Origin of the sequence: Herbidospora yilanensis (assembly GCF_001570565.1) — a bacterium.
GTDB lineage: Bacteria > Actinomycetota > Actinomycetes > Streptosporangiales > Streptosporangiaceae > Herbidospora > Herbidospora yilanensis.
In genome coordinates this window covers 131,458-146,430 of sequence record NZ_BBXE01000034.1, presented here as the reverse complement: position 1 = coordinate 146,430, position 14,973 = coordinate 131,458, and the positions used below count along the sequence as shown (strand labels likewise).

The window sequence follows — 14,973 nt, the reverse complement described above, 5'->3', positions numbered from 1 at the left end:
CTCTTCACGTGGGCGGAGATTTCGAAAACGGGGAGGGCCCCGGGCTCCCGCGAGCCCAGGGCCCCCGATCGGGTGCCTAGTGGCAGAGCAGCAGGCTCAGGTTGCTGGGCGTCTGGGACGCGCAGCCGAGCAGGGTCAGCGTGCTGCCGCCGCCGCCGTGGCCGCCGCCGCCGGGGTAGCCGCCGCCGGGAAGCTCCATCGCCTGAAGGTCGAGAAGAACCATGGTCATGCTCCTTTGTGAAGTTTCTCTATCGGGAGGACATTCGAGATCTTTAGAAAGGTGGAGCTAGCTGTTCGGGGCCCCGATCACCTCCTTGGCCGGTGGACGAACGGGGACACCACCAGGCGCGGCGTATGGCTCCGCGCCAAGTGGATGCGTGAAGGGCAACGGGGTGCCGCTGAGGGCGTAGAGGACGCCGGCGGTGCCGGTCGCGAAGTCCATCGACAGCCGGAGCAGTTGGTCGCCGGGGAAGGCGATCCCGTCGCGGTAGGGCAGGACGTGCCAGTCGAGGCCGGGGATCAGGGTGCGGTCGGCCAGGACCATGCCGGCCCGCCCGGCGAACAGGCCGGGCTGCACGAAGAACCGGCAGCGGCCCACTTTCAGCAGGTCGGGCAGGGCGGCGGCCAGCGGTGAGCCGGGCCGCTGGCGCAGTAGGTCGGCCAGCACGATCGCGATGCCGACCGAGCCCTCGTCGAGATAGGGCAGCGTCCGCCAGCCCTGGTTGACCTGCAGCGATCCGTCTGACGTGGTGACGCAGCGCTTCAGGTCGAGGCGCAGCGCCCGTTCGGCCAGATCGAGCAGCGCGGGGTCGCGGGTGTGGTCGTAGGCGCGCAGGAACAGCAGGGCGGGGCCGCTCAGGCCGTGGAGCAGACCGGCTCTGGGGTGGGCGCCGCCCGAGATGTCGGGCACGTCGTGGGGCAGCCGCTCGGCGCAGAGCTCGATCAGCGGGCGGGCGTCGAGCCCCAGGTGGAGCAGGTTGAGCCCGATGCCGGCCAGCCCCGACCACAGGCCGAGGTCGAGATCGCGCCACCGGCCGGCCATCGCCCGGTCGACGAGGTCGAGCGCCCGGTCGACGTGGCCGAAGCGATCGAGCACGTAGGCGACGCCGTGGAGGCCGTCGTAGAAGCCGGGTGGCGACTCCGGCCGCCGGCTGAGCAGCCATTCTTCGAGGTCGGGGAAGCGCCCGGCCCCGGCCACGTCGAGCGCGAACAGCACCCCGGCCGCGCCGTGGGCCAGGTTGACGCCGCCGCCGGGCCGGAACTGCGCGATGTCGCCGGGGAACAGCCGGTCTTCCCGCTCCGGCGTGGCGCTGGCGAGGATCGCCCGCGCCATCGCGGCCATCGGGTCGCCCAGGGTCACGCTCGCCGTGGGCCCGCCCCCGATGGGCCCGCTGATCGTGTGGACGGCCCGCTTGATCAGCTCGGGCGGAACCGGGAACGTGTCGACGATCAGCCGCCCGAGCTGGCCCGCCTTCGCCCGCGCCAGCGGCACGGTGATCGTGAGCTGCGGCGCGAACAGGCCCAGCGTCAGGCAGGCGAGGGCGTAGTGGTCGACGTCGGCGCCCCGGCGGTCGGCCGGCGCCTGGAAGGCCGGATGGGCCAGCACCGACCGCCCGCGGTCTTCGACGAAGGTCGCGACCTCGAAGTCGATGAGGACGAGCCGCCCTTCGGGCGTGACCAGGATGTTGTTGGGATGGAGATCGCAGAAGACGACCCCGCGTTCGTGCAGCGCCTCGATCGCGGCCCGCACCTTGGGCAGCGTGTCGAGCGCCCAGACGGTGTATTCGGCGATCGACTCGGCCGTCGCGTCGGCCTTGGTCAGCGGGAACGTGCGGACCAGGGTGCGCTGCAGCGGCGTGGCGTCGACGAACTCCATCACCAGGAAATGGTGGTCGCCGAGCACGAAGTAGTCGCGGTAGCCGGGCACGCAGTCGAGGCCGTCGAGCCGCCGCAGAATGTCGCGTTCGTGCTGGAGCCGCGCCACCGCGTCGCGCTCGGCCGCGTCGAGCCCCGCCATCGGCCGGGCCTCCTTGAGCACGACCCGCTCGCCGCTGCGCCTGTCGGTGGCGAGGTAGACGCCGCCGCCGTTGGAGAAGTGCATGACGGAGTCGACCGCGTAGGGCAGCTCGGTCGTGGTGATCGCGTTCCTGGCCGCGAGGTGGGGCGTGAGGAAGTCGGGCAGCTCGACCCAGTCGGGAACCGTGAACGACGGGCCCCGGACGTCGGGCACCAGCTCACCCCGGTCGTTCTCCATCGCCGGCACGAGGTCGCCGTTGGCGGCGACGCAGCGCCGGGCCGTGAATCCGCCGTAGCGGACGAAGAGGGGCCCCTCGCCGTAGCGGAGATCACTCAGGATGTAGGGCCCCCGCACCCCCGCCAGCAGACCGTCGAGCTCCTTGAGCGTCAGCTCCAGACAGTCTTGCCGGGGGTAGATGGTGACCAGTTTGCCGCTCGCGCCCCGCGCCGCGCCTTTCGAGTTGAGCATCGTGACGACCGACCTGCTGCGCAGGAATTTGAATGGGATATCACGTTCGACGCAATAGTCCCAGACGATTTCCAGCACCCGCGCCGCGTCGGCCAGCCCGGCCGACACGTGGATCTTCCAGCCCTGCGGCGGAACATCATGGCCGGTCGGGGCGTAGTGGAACCAGGTGTCGGACGGCTGGTGGGACCAGCCACGCGGAATGTCACGTCCGGCCACGGCGAAATCGGGAATGTCGGTTCCGCGCCGGTCGGCGGTGTCATAGAAAAGCCGGTCCGCGAGGCAATAAAGCTCATACTGGTCATTCACTGCCATCTCCCTGCTTTCTGCTAACAGGAAGAATTCCGGATAACCCCAAGAGCTTCTAGTTACAAGTTCAATCAATCCTTCGTGGGCAAACGTCATGGGTGCCGTCGTGAAACCCGGCCTGACCTGTGCCGGAAGAGACCCGGTGATCGGCTTGTTGCACCAGGACATGGGAGATCGTTTCGCCGACCCGACGGTCATCAGGCGCCTGCTGAACGACACGACGACCTGGGCCTTCGTCGGCCTTTCCGGCGATCCCAGCCGGACCGTCCACAACCAGGCGGAACTCATGAAACGACGCGGCAAACGCATCATCCCGGTGCATCCCGGCGGCAGGCCGGTCCTGGGCGAGACGACCTACCCGGCCCTCGCCGAGATCCCGGTCCCGATCGACGTGGTGGCCGTCTACCGGCGCACCGTCTTCGCGGGCGGCGTGATCGACGAGGCGATCGCGGTGGGCGCGGGCGCGGTGTGGCTGCCGCTCGACGTGTACGACGAGGCGGCCGGCGACCGGGCGCTGGCGGCCGGGCTCGACGTCGTGATGAACCGCTGCCCGGCGGTCGAGTGGGCGCTACGCCGCTGACCGCAGCAACCACGCGAGCCGGAGCCCGGCCAGCGCGCTCAGGATCAGGTGGCCCGTGACCAGGGCGATCTGGAACACCCGCTGGCCCGGGGTGAGGTCGGCGGCGTACCCGCCGTCGAAGAATCCGGAGACGAACGCCAGCACCCCCGCGACGACCAGGAGCGTGGCGGCCGGGATCGCGACGGCGCGGCGCCCCCTGGTGACCGCGAAGGCCAGGATCGCCTGGGCGACCATCATCGGGAGCGGCGCCGAGAGCCGGGCCTGTGAGCCGAGCGCGTCGAGGAACGTGCGGTTGAGTCCGGCGGACGACGAGATCACGGCACCGGCGACGTCCATGACGAGCAGGACGCCGACGGCGACGACGACGGCGAGGGCGAACGGTTTCCCTGTGGATGACATGGGCTTTCCTCGTGTTGGGTGGCGACCCTCCGAGGATCCACGCCGGGACGTGCGGGCGTCGTGAGGCGACGGTCCCGACCCCGGCGGGACATGGTGACCCGCCTCAGCCCGACTCCCGGACCACCAGCTCCGTCGGCAGTATCACCGGGTCGGTGCGCCCGTCTTCGAACAGGCCCAGCAGCAGGCTGACCACCGCCAGCGCCTGGTCGGCCATCGGGCTGCGGACCGTCGTCAGCGGCGGGTCGGTGTAGAGCGCGGCCTCTATGTCGTCGAACCCGACCACGGCGACGTCGTCGGGGACCCGGCGACCGGCCCGGCGCAGCGCGTGGAGGGCGCCGATCGCCATCAGGTCGTTGGCGGCGAAGACGGCGTCGAGGCCCGGGTCGTCTTCGAGGAGCTGGCACATCGCCTGGTCGCCCGACACCCGGGTGAAGTCGCCGACCGCGATGATCGACCGTCGGCCGGTGTCGCGCAGCGTCTCCCGGTAGCCGGTCAGCCGGTCCTGTGAGGCGATCATGTCGAGCGGGCCCGAGATGGTGGCGATCCGCCGGCGGCCCCGGTTCAGCAGGTGTTCGACCGCCTGCCGGGCTCCCCCGAGGTTGTCGTTGTCGACGTAGGGGACCGAGGGGGCCGAGACGGGCTTGCCGAAGGACGCCATCGGCAGGCCCATCCGCATCAGGGCCGCGGGCAGCGGGTCGGCCCCGTAGAACGACACCAGCATCACGCCGTCGACGTGACCGGCGGCGACGTACTCCTGGACGCGCACCCGGCTCTCGTCGGACCCGGCGAGCATCAGGACGACCTGCTTGGACGCCGCCTCAAGGGCCCGCGACGCCGACCGCACCACGGCCGAGAACATGGGGTCGTCGGAGAACAGCCCGGCAGGCGGGTCGGAGACCACCAGGGCGATCGAGTTGGTCCGCTGGGTCACCAGGCTGCGGGCGACCGAGTTCGGCACGTAGCCGAGCTCGTTCACCGCCCGCAGCACCAGCTCGCGGAAGTTCGGCGTCACGGTCGTGTCGCCGTTGACCACCCTTGAGACGGTCGACTTGGACACGCCGGCGCGGGCGGCGACCGCCTCCAAGGTTGGACGTTTCACTCGATGCCGTTCCGCTGGATGACGTCCCGGTACCACAGAGCGCTGTCTTTGGGCAGGCGGCGCTGTGTGGCGTAGTCGATCCGCACGATACCGAACCTCTGGTGATATCCCTCAGCCCACTCGAAGTTGTCGAAGAGGGACCACACCAGATAGCCCCGCAGGTCGGCTCCCTCGGCGATCGCCTCGTGGCAGGCGCGCAGGTGACCGTCGAGATAGGCGACCCGGTCGCCGTCGGGGACGCGGTCGCCGACGACCTTGTCGTCGAAGGCGGCGCCGTTCTCGGTGACCAGCAGGCCGACGTCCGGGTAGTCGCGGGACAACCGGACCAGCAGCCGGGACAGGCCGGAGGGGATGATCGGCCAGCCCATCGCGGTCTGCGGGCCCTCGATGGAGACGAACTCGACGCCGTCGGCGCCGGGCCACGCCAGGGGCGCCACCGCGCCGGGCGACGCCTGGACCACACACGGGTTGTAGTAGTTGATCCCGATCAGGTCGATCGGCTGGCAGATGATCTCCAGGTCGCCGTCGCGGATGTGGTCGAGGCCGCCGTGCCGGGCCGCGATGTCCAGCACCTCGGCCGGATAGACGCCCTTCAGCGCCGGGTCGAGGAACTGCCGGTTGAGCAGCGCGTCGACCCGGCTGACCGCCTCGGCGTCGCCGTCGGTCAGCACGTGGGCGACGTCGATGATCTGGGCCGGGGTGACCACGGGGGCCATGTTCAGCGTCAGCGCGAGGGTGCCCGTGAGGTTCTGGGCGGCCAGGCCGTGGGCGAGCAGCAGGTGGTGGGCCGCCTTGAAGGCGGCGGAGGCGTCGGTGACGCCGGGGGCGTGCACGCCGCTGCCATAGCCGAGGAACGCCGAGACCCACGGCTCGTTCAGGGTGGTCCAGGTCGAGACCCGGTCGGAGAGCCGGGCGTGCACGGCCGCCGCGTAGTCGGCGAAGTAGTAGGCCGTCTCGCGGGAGGTCCAGCCGCCGCGGTCCTCCAGGTTCTGCGGCAGGTCCCAGTGGTAGAGGGTCACGTACGGCGTGATCCCGGCGCCCAGCAGTTCGTCGACCAGGCGGTCGTAGAAGTCGAGGCCGCGCGGGTTGGCCGGGCCGGAGCCGTCGGGCACGACCCGGGGCCAGGCGGTGGAGAACCGGTAGACGCCCAGGCCGAGATCGGCCATGAGGCGCACGTCCTCCGGATAGCGGTGGTAGTGGTCGCAGGCGACGTCGCCGGTGTGGCCGTCGGCGACCTTGCCGGGGGTGCGCGCGAAGGTGTCCCAGATGGACACGCCGCGGCCGTCTTCCCGGGCGGCCCCCTCCACCTGGTATGACGCCGTGGCGGCACCCCAGATGAACCTCTCGGGAAACTGGATTTCCGGCGTCATCCCTTGACCGCCCCCTGCATGATTCCTCCGATGATGTGCTTGCCGAGAAGTGCGAACACGATGACGAGGGGCAGCGTGCCGAGCGCGGTCCCCGCGAGGCCCATCACGTAGTCGTTGACGTAGCCCGCGGCCAGGGTCGACAACGCCACCTGGACCGTCGGGTTCTCCGGGGTCAGCACCATGAGCGGCCACATGTAGTCGTTCCAGGCCGTCATGAAGGTCAGCATGCCGAGCACGGCCGCCGCCGGGCGGGCCGCCGGGAAGACGACGTGCCACACCAGGCCCCAGGTCGTGCAGCCGTCGACGCGGCCCGCTTCGAGCAGCTCGGTGGGGAGCGCGCGGGACAGGAACTGCGTCATGAAGAACACGCCGAACGCGTTGACCAGGGCGGGCACGACGACGGCGTACAGGGAGCCGACCCACTCCAGCTTCACCATGAGGATGTAGAGCGGGATGATGCCGGCCAGGGTCGGCACCATCATCGTGCCGACGGTCATGAGCAGCAGGATGTTGCGGCCGCGGAACCGCAGTTTCGCGAAGGCGAAGCCGGCCAGGGTCGAGAAGAACATGACCGAGATCGAGATCGTGCCCGCCACCAGGACCGAGTTCAGCATCGCCAGGCCGAACGGCACGGTGTCGAAGACCCGGCTGACGTTCTCGAAGAAGTTGCCGCCCGGGAAGAGCGGCGGCGGCACCGACGCGAGGGAGGCGTTGTCGCGGGAGGCCACCACGATCGAGTAGTAGAGCGGGATCGTGAAGAAGAAGGCGACCGCGGTGAGCGTGAGGTAGGTCAGCCGGTTGTTGACCCGACGGCCGGTCATCGCAGGTTTCCCTTCATCCGGCTGGTCAGCAGGTAGTTGACGCCGGCGATGATCAGGATGAACACGAAGATCATCCACGAGATGGCCGAGGAGTAGCCGAAGTCGAGACGCATGTAGTTCTCGTAGAAGAACAGCGAGAGCGTCTGGTACTGCCGGTCCTGGCCGCCGGTGAGGGTGTAGGCGCCGAACAGCAGCGGCTCGGCGAAGATCTGCATCGACCCGATGGTCGAGGTGATCACCACGAAGGCGATCGTGGGCCGGATCATCGGCACGGTGACCTTGCGGAGCTGGGTGAAGCTCGACGCGCCGTCGATGGTGGCGGCCTCGTAGAGCTCTCTCGGCACGGCCTGCATCGCGGCCAGCAGGATGAGCGCGTTGTAGCCCGTCCACCGCCACATGATCATCGTCGAGATGGCCAGGTGGGAGCTCAGGCTGGCGTCGCGCCAGGCGATGCCCTCGCCGCCGAACGACGTGATGACCCAGTTGATCAGGCCGAAGTCACGGCCGAAGATCTGCGAGAAGATCACCACGACGGCCACGACGCTGGTGACGTTGGGCAGCAGCAGGGTGATCCGGAAGAAGTTCTGCGCCCGCAGCGGCCGGTTGAGCAGGTGCGCGAGCCACAGGGCCAGCAGCAACTGGGGCACCATCGAGAGGATCCCGATGGAGAGCGTGTTGTACGTGGCGTTCCAGAAGTACGAGTCGGTCAGCAGAACCCTGAAGTTCTCCAGGCCGAGGAAGGTGTGCTCGTCGTCCAGCAGGGTCCATTCGTGCAGGCTCACCCAGAGCGTGTAGCCGATGGGGAACAGCCCGAAGGCGCAGAACAGCAGGAAGAACGGCGCGACGTACGCGTACGGCGAGGCTTTGACGTCGACCGCGTGCCGCCAGTGGCGGCCGGTCGGCCGGCGCTTGCCCGCCGGTCGCCGTGGCGGCGCGGCGTCGGCGCGTTCCGGGGCGCGCGTGGCCATGGCGGCTCCTTTCAGGGGACTGAATCGGCGGAGCGGCGGGGTGGCCGGACCGGCCACCCCGCGGCGTACGGCTACTTGATCTTCTCGGAGTCCGCGACGGCCTGCTTCCAGGACTCTTCGGGGTCTTGGCCCTGGAGCTCGATGCGGCCGAGGCCGTTGCCCATGGCGACGTTCACGTCACCGGACTTGGGGCCCGTGTACTGCGGCTTCAGCGCTTTGGCGGCGTCGGTGAAGATCTTGCCGATGGGGGCGTCGCCGAAGTAGGGGTTGACGAAGGTGGCGACGGCCGGGTCCTCGTAGAGGGCGGGCAGCGACGGCAGGGCCGAGGCGTCCTTCCAGAGGGTGAGCTGGCTCTCCTTGCTGGTCAAGAAGTTGATCAGCTCGGCGGCCTCCTTGGGGTGCTTGCCCTGCTTGGGGGCGAGCAGGTGGGTGCCGCCCTGGTTGCCGCCGCCGCCGGGCACGGCCGCGATGTCCCAGGTGCCCTCGCCGGGCTTCTGGTCCTTGATCACGCCGGTCTTCCAGGCGGGGCAGACCATCGTGGCGAAGGTGCCCTTGGCGATGCCGGTGGTCCACTCGGGGGTGAACGCGACGAGCTTGCCCGACAGCTTGTTCTGGATCATGGACACCGAGATGTCCCAGGCCTTGCGCACGTCGGGGTTGGTGCCGACGACGACCTTGTCGCTGGTGTCGTAGAAGCCGACGGGGGCCTGCTCGACCATGGCGCGGAAGTGCTCGCCGGGGCCGTCGGTGAAGGCGGCCTTGCCGCCCGCGGCGACGAACTTCTTGCCGGTCTCGACGTACTGCTCCCAGGTCGGCCACAGGGCGCCGACCTCGTCGCGATCGGTGGGCAGGCCGGCCTCCTTGAAGAGGTCGGGCCGGTAGCACATGGCCAGGCCGCCGACGTCGGTGCCGAGGCCGATGAGCTGGGAGCCGTCCTTCGACAGGCCGAGCTGCCACTTCCAGTCGAGGTACTCGGACTGGCGTGAGCTCAGGCCGTAGTCGCCGAGGTTGTGGAACTTGTCGGCGACCTCGCGGAAGGTGGCGATGAAGCCGCCCTCGACGGCGACGACGTCGGCGGCGCCCGCGCCGGTGGCGACCTGGGTGACCAGGTTGTTGTGGTGGTCGTTGAACTGCGCCCGGCGCTCGGTGATCTCGACGTTCGGGTGGGTCTTCTTGAACTCCTCGTACAGCGGCCCGTAGTGGAAGTCGCTGAAGAGGGCCACGGTCAGCTTGACCGGTTCGGCGGGGGCGGCGGCACCGCCGCTGGCGGCTCCGGGGGCCGGCGTGTTCTCCCCACCACCACAGGCGGCGGCCAGGAGGGAAGCGGCGATCAGGGGTGCCAGCAGCCGCGCGGCACGGCGGCGAGGGGGGTGAGACATGCCGATGGAACCTTCCTATTTTTGATCATGAAGAGAACGTTCCCTGGAGTGAGGGTCGAGCTGGGCCCGTGGGGTTGTCAATGGGCTGAGAGATAACGATCGTCGTGACCTCTAGGGAACGTTCCCTGGAGTTTTCACACGTTTCAGCAGGTCACAGACGTGATCCAAGGATCTCCTGAATCAGGTAGAGCGCTTTCTCAAAAGTCTCGCGGGTTTCCTGCAAGTTAAACCTAGTCTTGACAAAAGTCCAGAAGTCGCAGGACGATCCGATCGCGAGAGCGCTTTCTGTTCTCTCGGGTACGGCTCGACGCCGTCTTCCAAGGAGGTTCCCATGGGATCGACCCAGGTGAGCGGGCGTGCGTCGGCCGGGGACAGAGCGCGAGACAGGGCCCGACGCAGGGCAAAAGGCAGGGCCCGGGTTTGCGGCAAGAAGGTGCAGGCCTCCGGTGCCGGAAGGGTCGCGCCGGACCCGACCGGCACCGAAGGCCGTCAGCCGGTCAGCCCCGGCTCTTCAGGGCTTCGCGCCGGCCCTCCAGTTCCTCCGCGAGGGTGTCGAGCTGATCGGCGTTGGCGATGAGGGTGGCCAGCTCCGCCGAATCGGCCGGGCCGTCACCCGCCCGGTCGCCGATCTGCTCCCGCAGGGAACGGGCCTCCGCGCGGATGCGGGCGATCTCCTCTTCCACCTGCTGCAGCTCACTCATAACGGCCCCATACCCAAGCAAACGGAGATCATGGACGAGCGCCTGTAAAACTCCGAAAGGCGCCATGGCGGACATGAACGGCTGAATCGGGGGCAGACAAGTGGGCCAAGCCACATCTGCATTCGAGGTGAGAACACATGGTTCTTCTGGGCCTTCTCCTGATCGTGGTCGCGGGTGCAGTCTTGATCGAGATCTCCATTCAGGACACGACCGCGACGGCCGCCACCCCCATCACCGTGCTCGACTGGAACTTCACGCTGACCTCCTTCGAGATGTTCCTGCTCGGCGCGGCCACCGCCGCGGGGGTCCTCATCGGCCTGGCGATGGTCAGCGGCGGCATGCGCCGCGGTGTCGCCAAGCGCCGCCGGATGCGCGAGGAGCGGCTGGCCGAGCGTGACCGGGTCTCCCGGCTGGAGAGCGAGAAGCGGAATCTGGAACAGCAGCTCGTCGACCGGAACCACAACGGCGTCGACGACCGTGACGAGACCCGTCCGGTCGACCGGGTGGAGGACGGCGACCGGCTCGTCGCCGGTGGACGCCCCTCGCGCCGCGACGACGGCTTCTGAACCGAGGACACACCGATCGGCCCCCGCCTGAGGCAAGGCGGGGGCCGATCGGCGTTCCCCCGTTGGAACGGTTCTGCCATGCTTTTCCCGATCAGCTGCGGAGAAGAGTGCGATGACCGATCTGTTCACGCTCGGCGAGGTGCTGGGCGTCGTGACCGCCGACCGAATCCGGCACGACATGTCCGCCCGGCTCGACCTGGAGGGCCCCGAACTGACCGTGGCGGTCGGCCTGGCCCGGCTCGGGCACTCGGTGGCCTACGTCGGCCGGGTCAGCGACGACGAGATCGGGGTCCGCACCACCACGGTCCTGCGCGGCGAGGGCGTGGACGTCTCCCACCTGCGGGTCGACGAGACCGCCGCCAGCGGCCTGGCCCTGCGCCAGCGCCGGATCGGCCGGGTCGCGCACGCCGTCTTCTACCGGGGCGGCTCGGCCGGGTCGCGGGTGTCGACCGGCGACGTGCCGACGGAGGTCCAGGACGCCCGCATCCTCCACGTCACCGGCATCACCCCCGCGCTGAGCGGATACGCGTGGAGCGCGGTCCACCACGCGGTGAAGCTGGCCAGGGACGCCGGGGTGCTCGTCTCGGTCGACGTGAACCACCGGCCGAACCTGTGGGAGAGCGTGCAGGAGGCCCGCGACGGGCTCCGGGAGCTCGCCGCCTCGGCCGACATCCTGTTCGCCAACCAGGACGAGCTCGGACTGGTCGAGAGCGCCATCGCCCAGGTGCCCGAGCTCGTCGTGATGCGCGGCTCCAAGGGCGCCAGCGCCACGGTCGAGGGCTTCCGGTACGACACCCAGGCCGCCCCCGTGACGGTCGTCGACGCGACCGAGGTGGGCGGCGCGTTCGTGGCCGGATATCTGAGCGCGCTGCTCGACGGCGTGCACCCCTCCGACCGGCTCAAGCGGGGCATCTCGGTGGCGGCCTTCGCGGTGGCCGCCCACTCGACCTGGCAGGGGCTGCCCACCAGGTCAGAGCTGCCCCCGTGATCTGACCCGCAGGTTCTGCGGGTCGTATACGGCGCCGTTCACGACCTCGGCGCCCACCCAGCCGCCGTTCACGCCGACCTCCGCCCGGGTGGCGCCCTTGGGCAGGTAGGCGTAGGCGATCGACCGGTCGACCCGGTGGCCGTAGCCACCCGAGGTGACCCGTGAGGTGGGTACCCCGTCGACCCGCACGGGCTCCCCGCCGAGGCAGACCTCGGCGGGGTCGTCGACGACGAGGCAGGCGAGTTCCACGGCGGATTCGGTGCGCGGCACCGACTTCCGCACCGCGAAGCCCAGGCCGGCCTCGAACGGGGTCGTCTCCGGGGTGATGTCGGCCCCCCAGACCCGGTAGCCCTTCTCCAGGCGCATCGAGTCGATCGCCTTGTAACCGCCGGGCCGCACGCCGGTCTCCGCCAGCAAATCCCAGAGGGTCAGCCCGAACTCGACCGGCGTGTAGAGCTCCCAGCCGTACTCGCCGACGAAGGTGACCCGCTGGGCCCGCACCGGCACGAAACCCACACTGATCTCGCGCGACCGCATGTAGCCGAAGCCGAGGTCGTCGTCGGTCAGGCTGCTCAGGATGTCGTGGGAGTCCGGTCCCCACAGGCAGTAGCAGGCGTAGGCCGAGGTCACGTCGGTGACGTCGACGCCGTGCCGGCGCAGCAGGGCCGCGTCGTGGCCGCCGAAGGCGGTGCCGGTCACCAGGCGGAACCGGTCGTCGCCGAGCCGGGTGATCGTGACGTCGGCCTCGATGCCGCCGCGTGCGTTGAGGAGCTGGGTGTAGACGACCGTGCCGACCGGGCGGTCGAGGTCGGCCCCGGCCAGGGCCTGGAGCCGCTCGAAGCCGCGCAGGTCGAACTTGGCGAACGAGGTCTGGTCGAACAACCCGGCGGCGTCGCGGGTGGCCAGGCACTCCTCGCGGACGGCGGGCGACCAGATCCGCCCGGCCCAGCCCCTCGGGCGCGGCGCGTCGTCTCCGGTGGGGGCGTACCAGTTGACCCGCTCCCACCCGGCCTTCTCCCCGAACTCCGCGCCCAGCGCGGCGTGCCGGGCGTAGGCGGGCGACCGGCGCAGCGGCCGGGCCGCGGTGCGCTCCTGACCGGGGTAGACGATGTCGTAGTAGGCGCTGTACGCGTCCAGCACCTTCGCCCGCGCCCAGGAGGAGGACCGGGCGTGCGGCCCGAAGCGGGCGACGTCCATGGCGAACATGTCGTATTCGGGGGCGCCGTCGACGATCCACTCGGCCGTCACCTTGCCCACGCCTCCGGCGGCGGCCAGGCCGTGCACGCAGAACCCGGCGGCGACCCAGAGGCCGCGCACCGACGTCTCCCCCAGCAGGAACTCCCCGTCGGGGGTGAACGCCTCGGGCCCGTGCACGACCTTGACGATCTCCCCGCGTTCCCGCAGGTGCGGCAGGCGGTGGACGGCGGAGGTCCACGACTCCCCGAACTTCGCCATGTCCGGCTCGAACAGGTGGCGCGGCGTGGCCAGCGGATCGGGCTCGTCCCAGACCTGCGGGGTGCGGACGTAGCCGCCGACCAGGATGCCGCCGTCCTCCTCGCGGAAGTAGACGATGTTGTCGGGGTCGCGGACGGTGGGCGTGTCGACCGGAACACCGGTCGATTCGGTCACGACGTATTGGTGCTTGATCGGCACGATCGGCAGGTCGACCCCGGCCATCCGCCCGATCACCCCCGACGCCGCGCCGGCCGCGTTGACGACCGTCTCGGTCCTGATCACGTGGTCGCCGAACCGGACCCCGGTGATCGCGCCGTTCGCGGTCTCCAGCCCGGTCACGGCGGCGCCCGTGAAGATCCGCACGCCGAGCCTGCGCGCGCCCTCGGCCAGCGCCTTCGCCAGCCGCGCCGGATCGAGCCAGCCGTCGCCGGGCAACCACAACGACGAGACGACGTCGCCGGTCTCCAGCAGCGGCAGTCGATCCTTGGTCTGCGCGCCGGTCAGGAGTTCCAGGTCAAGGCCGTAGGTCTCGGCCGCGCCGGCCTGCCGGACGAGCTCCTCGTGGCGTTCGGGCGTGGTGGCGAGGCGGAGCCCGCCGACGCCGTGCCAGCCCGGGTCGAGGCCGGTGAGATCGCGCAGTTCGGGGTACAGACCAGCCGAGTACATGATCATGCGGGTCTGGGTGACCGTCGAGCGCAACTGCCCGACGAAGCCCGCCGAGTGCCAGGTCGTGCCCTCGGTCAGGTCGTGCCGTTCGACGAGGACGACGTCCTGCCAGCCGAGCCGCGCCAGGTGGTAGGCGACCGAACACCCGGCCACCCCGCCCCCGACGACGACCGCTCGGGCGTCTGCGGGAAGTTGCACCATCGGTACCGTCCTGTAACAACTGACGCCCAAAATGCGATCAATGGTCTAAACGTAGACCAAAAGGAGCAGCGCATGCCAGATCCCGTCGCGTCCGCGCTGGGTCTGGTCGCGTCCTGGGCCGGCCGGCCGGTCACCCACACGAGGATCAAGGGCGGGCTGAGCCACTACATCGCCCGCGTGGAGACCGACGACGGCGACCGCTGGCTGCTGCGGGTGCTCGACCCGAAGATCGCCGCGACCGGCCTGGGCCTCCCTCTCGACCAGGAGATCGCCAACACCGTGGTCGCCGCCGAGACCGGCGTGGGCGCCCGGGTGCTGCACGAGCTGCCGGGCGCGCTGATCCTGGAGTACATCGACGGCCTCACCCTCGACGCGCCGGCCGTCCGGGCCCGCATCCCCCAGGTCGCCGCGGCGGCCCGCACCCTGCACGCGGGCCCGCGCTTCGCCAACGACTTCTCGATCTTCCGCAAGTACGACGACTTCGTCGCCCTCTGCCGGGAACACGACCTGCCGATGCCCGGCGGCTTCGCCGACTGGGCCGGCACCGTCCGGACGATCGAAGAAACCCTGGCGAAACGTCACATAGCGGACGTACCCTGCCACAACGACCTGCTCCCCGAGAACTTCATCGAGGCGCAGGGACGGGTCAGGATCGTCGACTACCAGCTTTCCGGCAACAACGACCCCTGCTTCGAACTGGGCGACATCGCCGCCGAGGCCTCCTTCGACCCCGACGACGTCGAACGGCTCACGCGAGCCTACTTCGGCACCCACGACGAGGCGCTGATCGCCCGCGTACGACTGAACGTGATCATGTCCAACCTGACCTGGACACTCTGGTTCGTCGTACACGACCGCCTGGTGGCCCAGCAGCGCGACTTCGACTACAGCGCCGAAGCCGCCACGAAGTACGCCAAGGCGACGGGCGATCTCACGGACCCCGGCTTCGGATCCCTCATGGAGGCCGCCGGCCGGTAACCCCCCACTGC

At 69.9% G+C, this 14,973-nt stretch carries 14 protein-coding genes; 4 read left to right on the top strand and 10 right to left on the bottom strand.

Features of this window, described 5'->3' with window-relative positions; translation table 11 throughout:
* Positions 1-76: 76 nt before the first annotated feature.
* Positions 77-223, bottom strand: a complete 147-nt coding sequence (locus AW273_RS37520; RefSeq protein WP_156046157.1) for a SapB/AmfS family lanthipeptide — start codon at positions 221-223, stop codon at positions 77-79.
* 63 nt (positions 224-286) lie between these two features.
* A complete protein-coding gene (gene lanKC / locus AW273_RS27370; RefSeq protein ID WP_062354008.1) occupies positions 287-2,797 on the bottom strand; it encodes a class III lanthionine synthetase LanKC in 2,511 nt (836 codons plus the stop codon).
* Positions 2,798-2,933: 136 nt separating this feature from the next.
* On the opposite strand from lanKC, the gene AW273_RS27365 reads away from it, so the two are divergent.
* Positions 2,934-3,371 carry a CoA-binding protein gene (locus tag AW273_RS27365; RefSeq protein WP_232327619.1) on the top strand — a complete coding sequence of 146 codons (438 nt, stop codon included), beginning with the start codon at positions 2,934-2,936 and terminating at the stop codon, positions 3,369-3,371.
* Here the strand turns inward: AW273_RS27365 and AW273_RS27360 are convergent.
* The 7 genes from AW273_RS27360 to AW273_RS27330 form a co-directional block, all read right to left on the bottom strand.
* Positions 3,360-3,770, bottom strand: a complete 411-nt coding sequence (locus AW273_RS27360; protein ID WP_062354004.1) for a hypothetical protein — start codon at positions 3,768-3,770, stop codon at positions 3,360-3,362. The two genes, AW273_RS27365 and AW273_RS27360, sit on opposite strands and share 12 nt — an antisense overlap.
* Before the next feature lie 103 nt (positions 3,771-3,873).
* Positions 3,874-4,869: a LacI family DNA-binding transcriptional regulator gene (locus tag AW273_RS27355; protein ID WP_062354001.1), complete on the bottom strand. Its 996-nt coding sequence runs from the start codon at positions 4,867-4,869 to the stop codon at positions 3,874-3,876.
* Positions 4,866-6,239, bottom strand: a complete 1,374-nt coding sequence (locus AW273_RS27350) for a GH1 family beta-glucosidase (RefSeq protein ID WP_062353998.1) — start codon at positions 6,237-6,239, stop codon at positions 4,866-4,868. The genes AW273_RS27355 and AW273_RS27350 overlap by 4 nt, the downstream gene beginning before the upstream one ends.
* Positions 6,236-7,060, bottom strand: a complete 825-nt coding sequence (locus AW273_RS27345) for a carbohydrate ABC transporter permease (protein WP_030456968.1) — start codon at positions 7,058-7,060, stop codon at positions 6,236-6,238. The genes AW273_RS27350 and AW273_RS27345 overlap by 4 nt, the downstream gene beginning before the upstream one ends.
* Complete coding sequence (locus tag AW273_RS27340; protein ID WP_062353995.1) at positions 7,057-8,028, bottom strand: carbohydrate ABC transporter permease; 972 nt, start codon at positions 8,026-8,028, stop codon at positions 7,057-7,059. Before AW273_RS27340 ends, AW273_RS27345 begins: the two co-directional genes overlap by 4 nt.
* A gap of 71 nt (positions 8,029-8,099) precedes the next feature.
* Positions 8,100-9,407, bottom strand: coding sequence for an ABC transporter substrate-binding protein (locus AW273_RS27335; protein WP_062353992.1), 1,308 nt, complete (start codon positions 9,405-9,407; stop codon positions 8,100-8,102).
* A 497-nt stretch (positions 9,408-9,904) separates the two neighbouring features.
* The gene (locus tag AW273_RS27330; protein ID WP_062353989.1) at positions 9,905-10,108 is read right to left on the bottom strand and encodes a hypothetical protein; all 204 of its coding nucleotides are present in this window, start codon (positions 10,106-10,108) and stop codon (positions 9,905-9,907) included.
* Between the two features lie 137 nt (positions 10,109-10,245).
* Between AW273_RS27330 and AW273_RS27325 the strand changes: the two genes are divergently transcribed.
* The gene (locus tag AW273_RS27325; RefSeq protein ID WP_062353986.1) at positions 10,246-10,674 is read left to right on the top strand and encodes a hypothetical protein; all 429 of its coding nucleotides are present in this window, start codon (positions 10,246-10,248) and stop codon (positions 10,672-10,674) included.
* A gap of 112 nt (positions 10,675-10,786) precedes the next feature.
* Complete coding sequence (locus AW273_RS27320) at positions 10,787-11,662, top strand: sugar kinase (protein WP_062353983.1); 876 nt, start codon at positions 10,787-10,789, stop codon at positions 11,660-11,662.
* Here AW273_RS27320 and AW273_RS27315 read toward each other — a convergent pair.
* On the bottom strand, positions 11,645-13,981 hold the full coding sequence (locus AW273_RS27315) for a GcvT family protein (RefSeq protein WP_198168385.1): 2,337 nt from the start codon (positions 13,979-13,981) through the stop codon (positions 11,645-11,647). The genes AW273_RS27320 and AW273_RS27315 overlap by 18 nt on opposite strands.
* A 75-nt stretch (positions 13,982-14,056) precedes the next feature.
* On the opposite strand from AW273_RS27315, the gene AW273_RS27310 reads away from it, so the two are divergent.
* Positions 14,057-14,962, top strand: a complete 906-nt coding sequence (locus AW273_RS27310; protein WP_062353980.1) for a protein kinase family protein — start codon at positions 14,057-14,059, stop codon at positions 14,960-14,962.
* Positions 14,963-14,973 lie beyond the last annotated feature (11 nt).

Excerpts from the sequence above, each read along its gene's own strand:
- AW273_RS37520 (WP_156046157.1), bottom strand. The coding sequence starts at position 223 with ATGGTTCTTCTCGACCTTCAGGCGATGGAGCTTCCCGGCGGCGGCTAC.
- lanKC (WP_062354008.1), bottom strand. The coding sequence starts at position 2,797 with ATGGCAGTGAATGACCAGTATGAGCTTTATTGCCTCGCGGACCGGCTT.
- AW273_RS27360 (WP_062354004.1), bottom strand. The coding sequence starts at position 3,770 with ATGTCATCCACAGGGAAACCGTTCGCCCTCGCCGTCGTCGTCGCCGTC.
- AW273_RS27350 (WP_062353998.1), bottom strand. The coding sequence starts at position 6,239 with ATGACGCCGGAAATCCAGTTTCCCGAGAGGTTCATCTGGGGTGCCGCC.
- AW273_RS27345 (WP_030456968.1), bottom strand. The coding sequence starts at position 7,060 with ATGACCGGCCGTCGGGTCAACAACCGGCTGACCTACCTCACGCTCACC.
- AW273_RS27340 (WP_062353995.1), bottom strand. The coding sequence starts at position 8,028 with ATGGCCACGCGCGCCCCGGAACGCGCCGACGCCGCGCCGCCACGGCGA.
- AW273_RS27335 (WP_062353992.1), bottom strand. The coding sequence starts at position 9,407 with ATGTCTCACCCCCCTCGCCGCCGTGCCGCGCGGCTGCTGGCACCCCTG.
- AW273_RS27330 (WP_062353989.1), bottom strand. The coding sequence starts at position 10,108 with ATGAGTGAGCTGCAGCAGGTGGAAGAGGAGATCGCCCGCATCCGCGCG.
- AW273_RS27325 (WP_062353986.1), top strand. The coding sequence starts at position 10,246 with ATGGTTCTTCTGGGCCTTCTCCTGATCGTGGTCGCGGGTGCAGTCTTG.
- AW273_RS27320 (WP_062353983.1), top strand. The coding sequence starts at position 10,787 with ATGACCGATCTGTTCACGCTCGGCGAGGTGCTGGGCGTCGTGACCGCC.
- AW273_RS27310 (WP_062353980.1), top strand. The coding sequence starts at position 14,057 with ATGCCAGATCCCGTCGCGTCCGCGCTGGGTCTGGTCGCGTCCTGGGCC.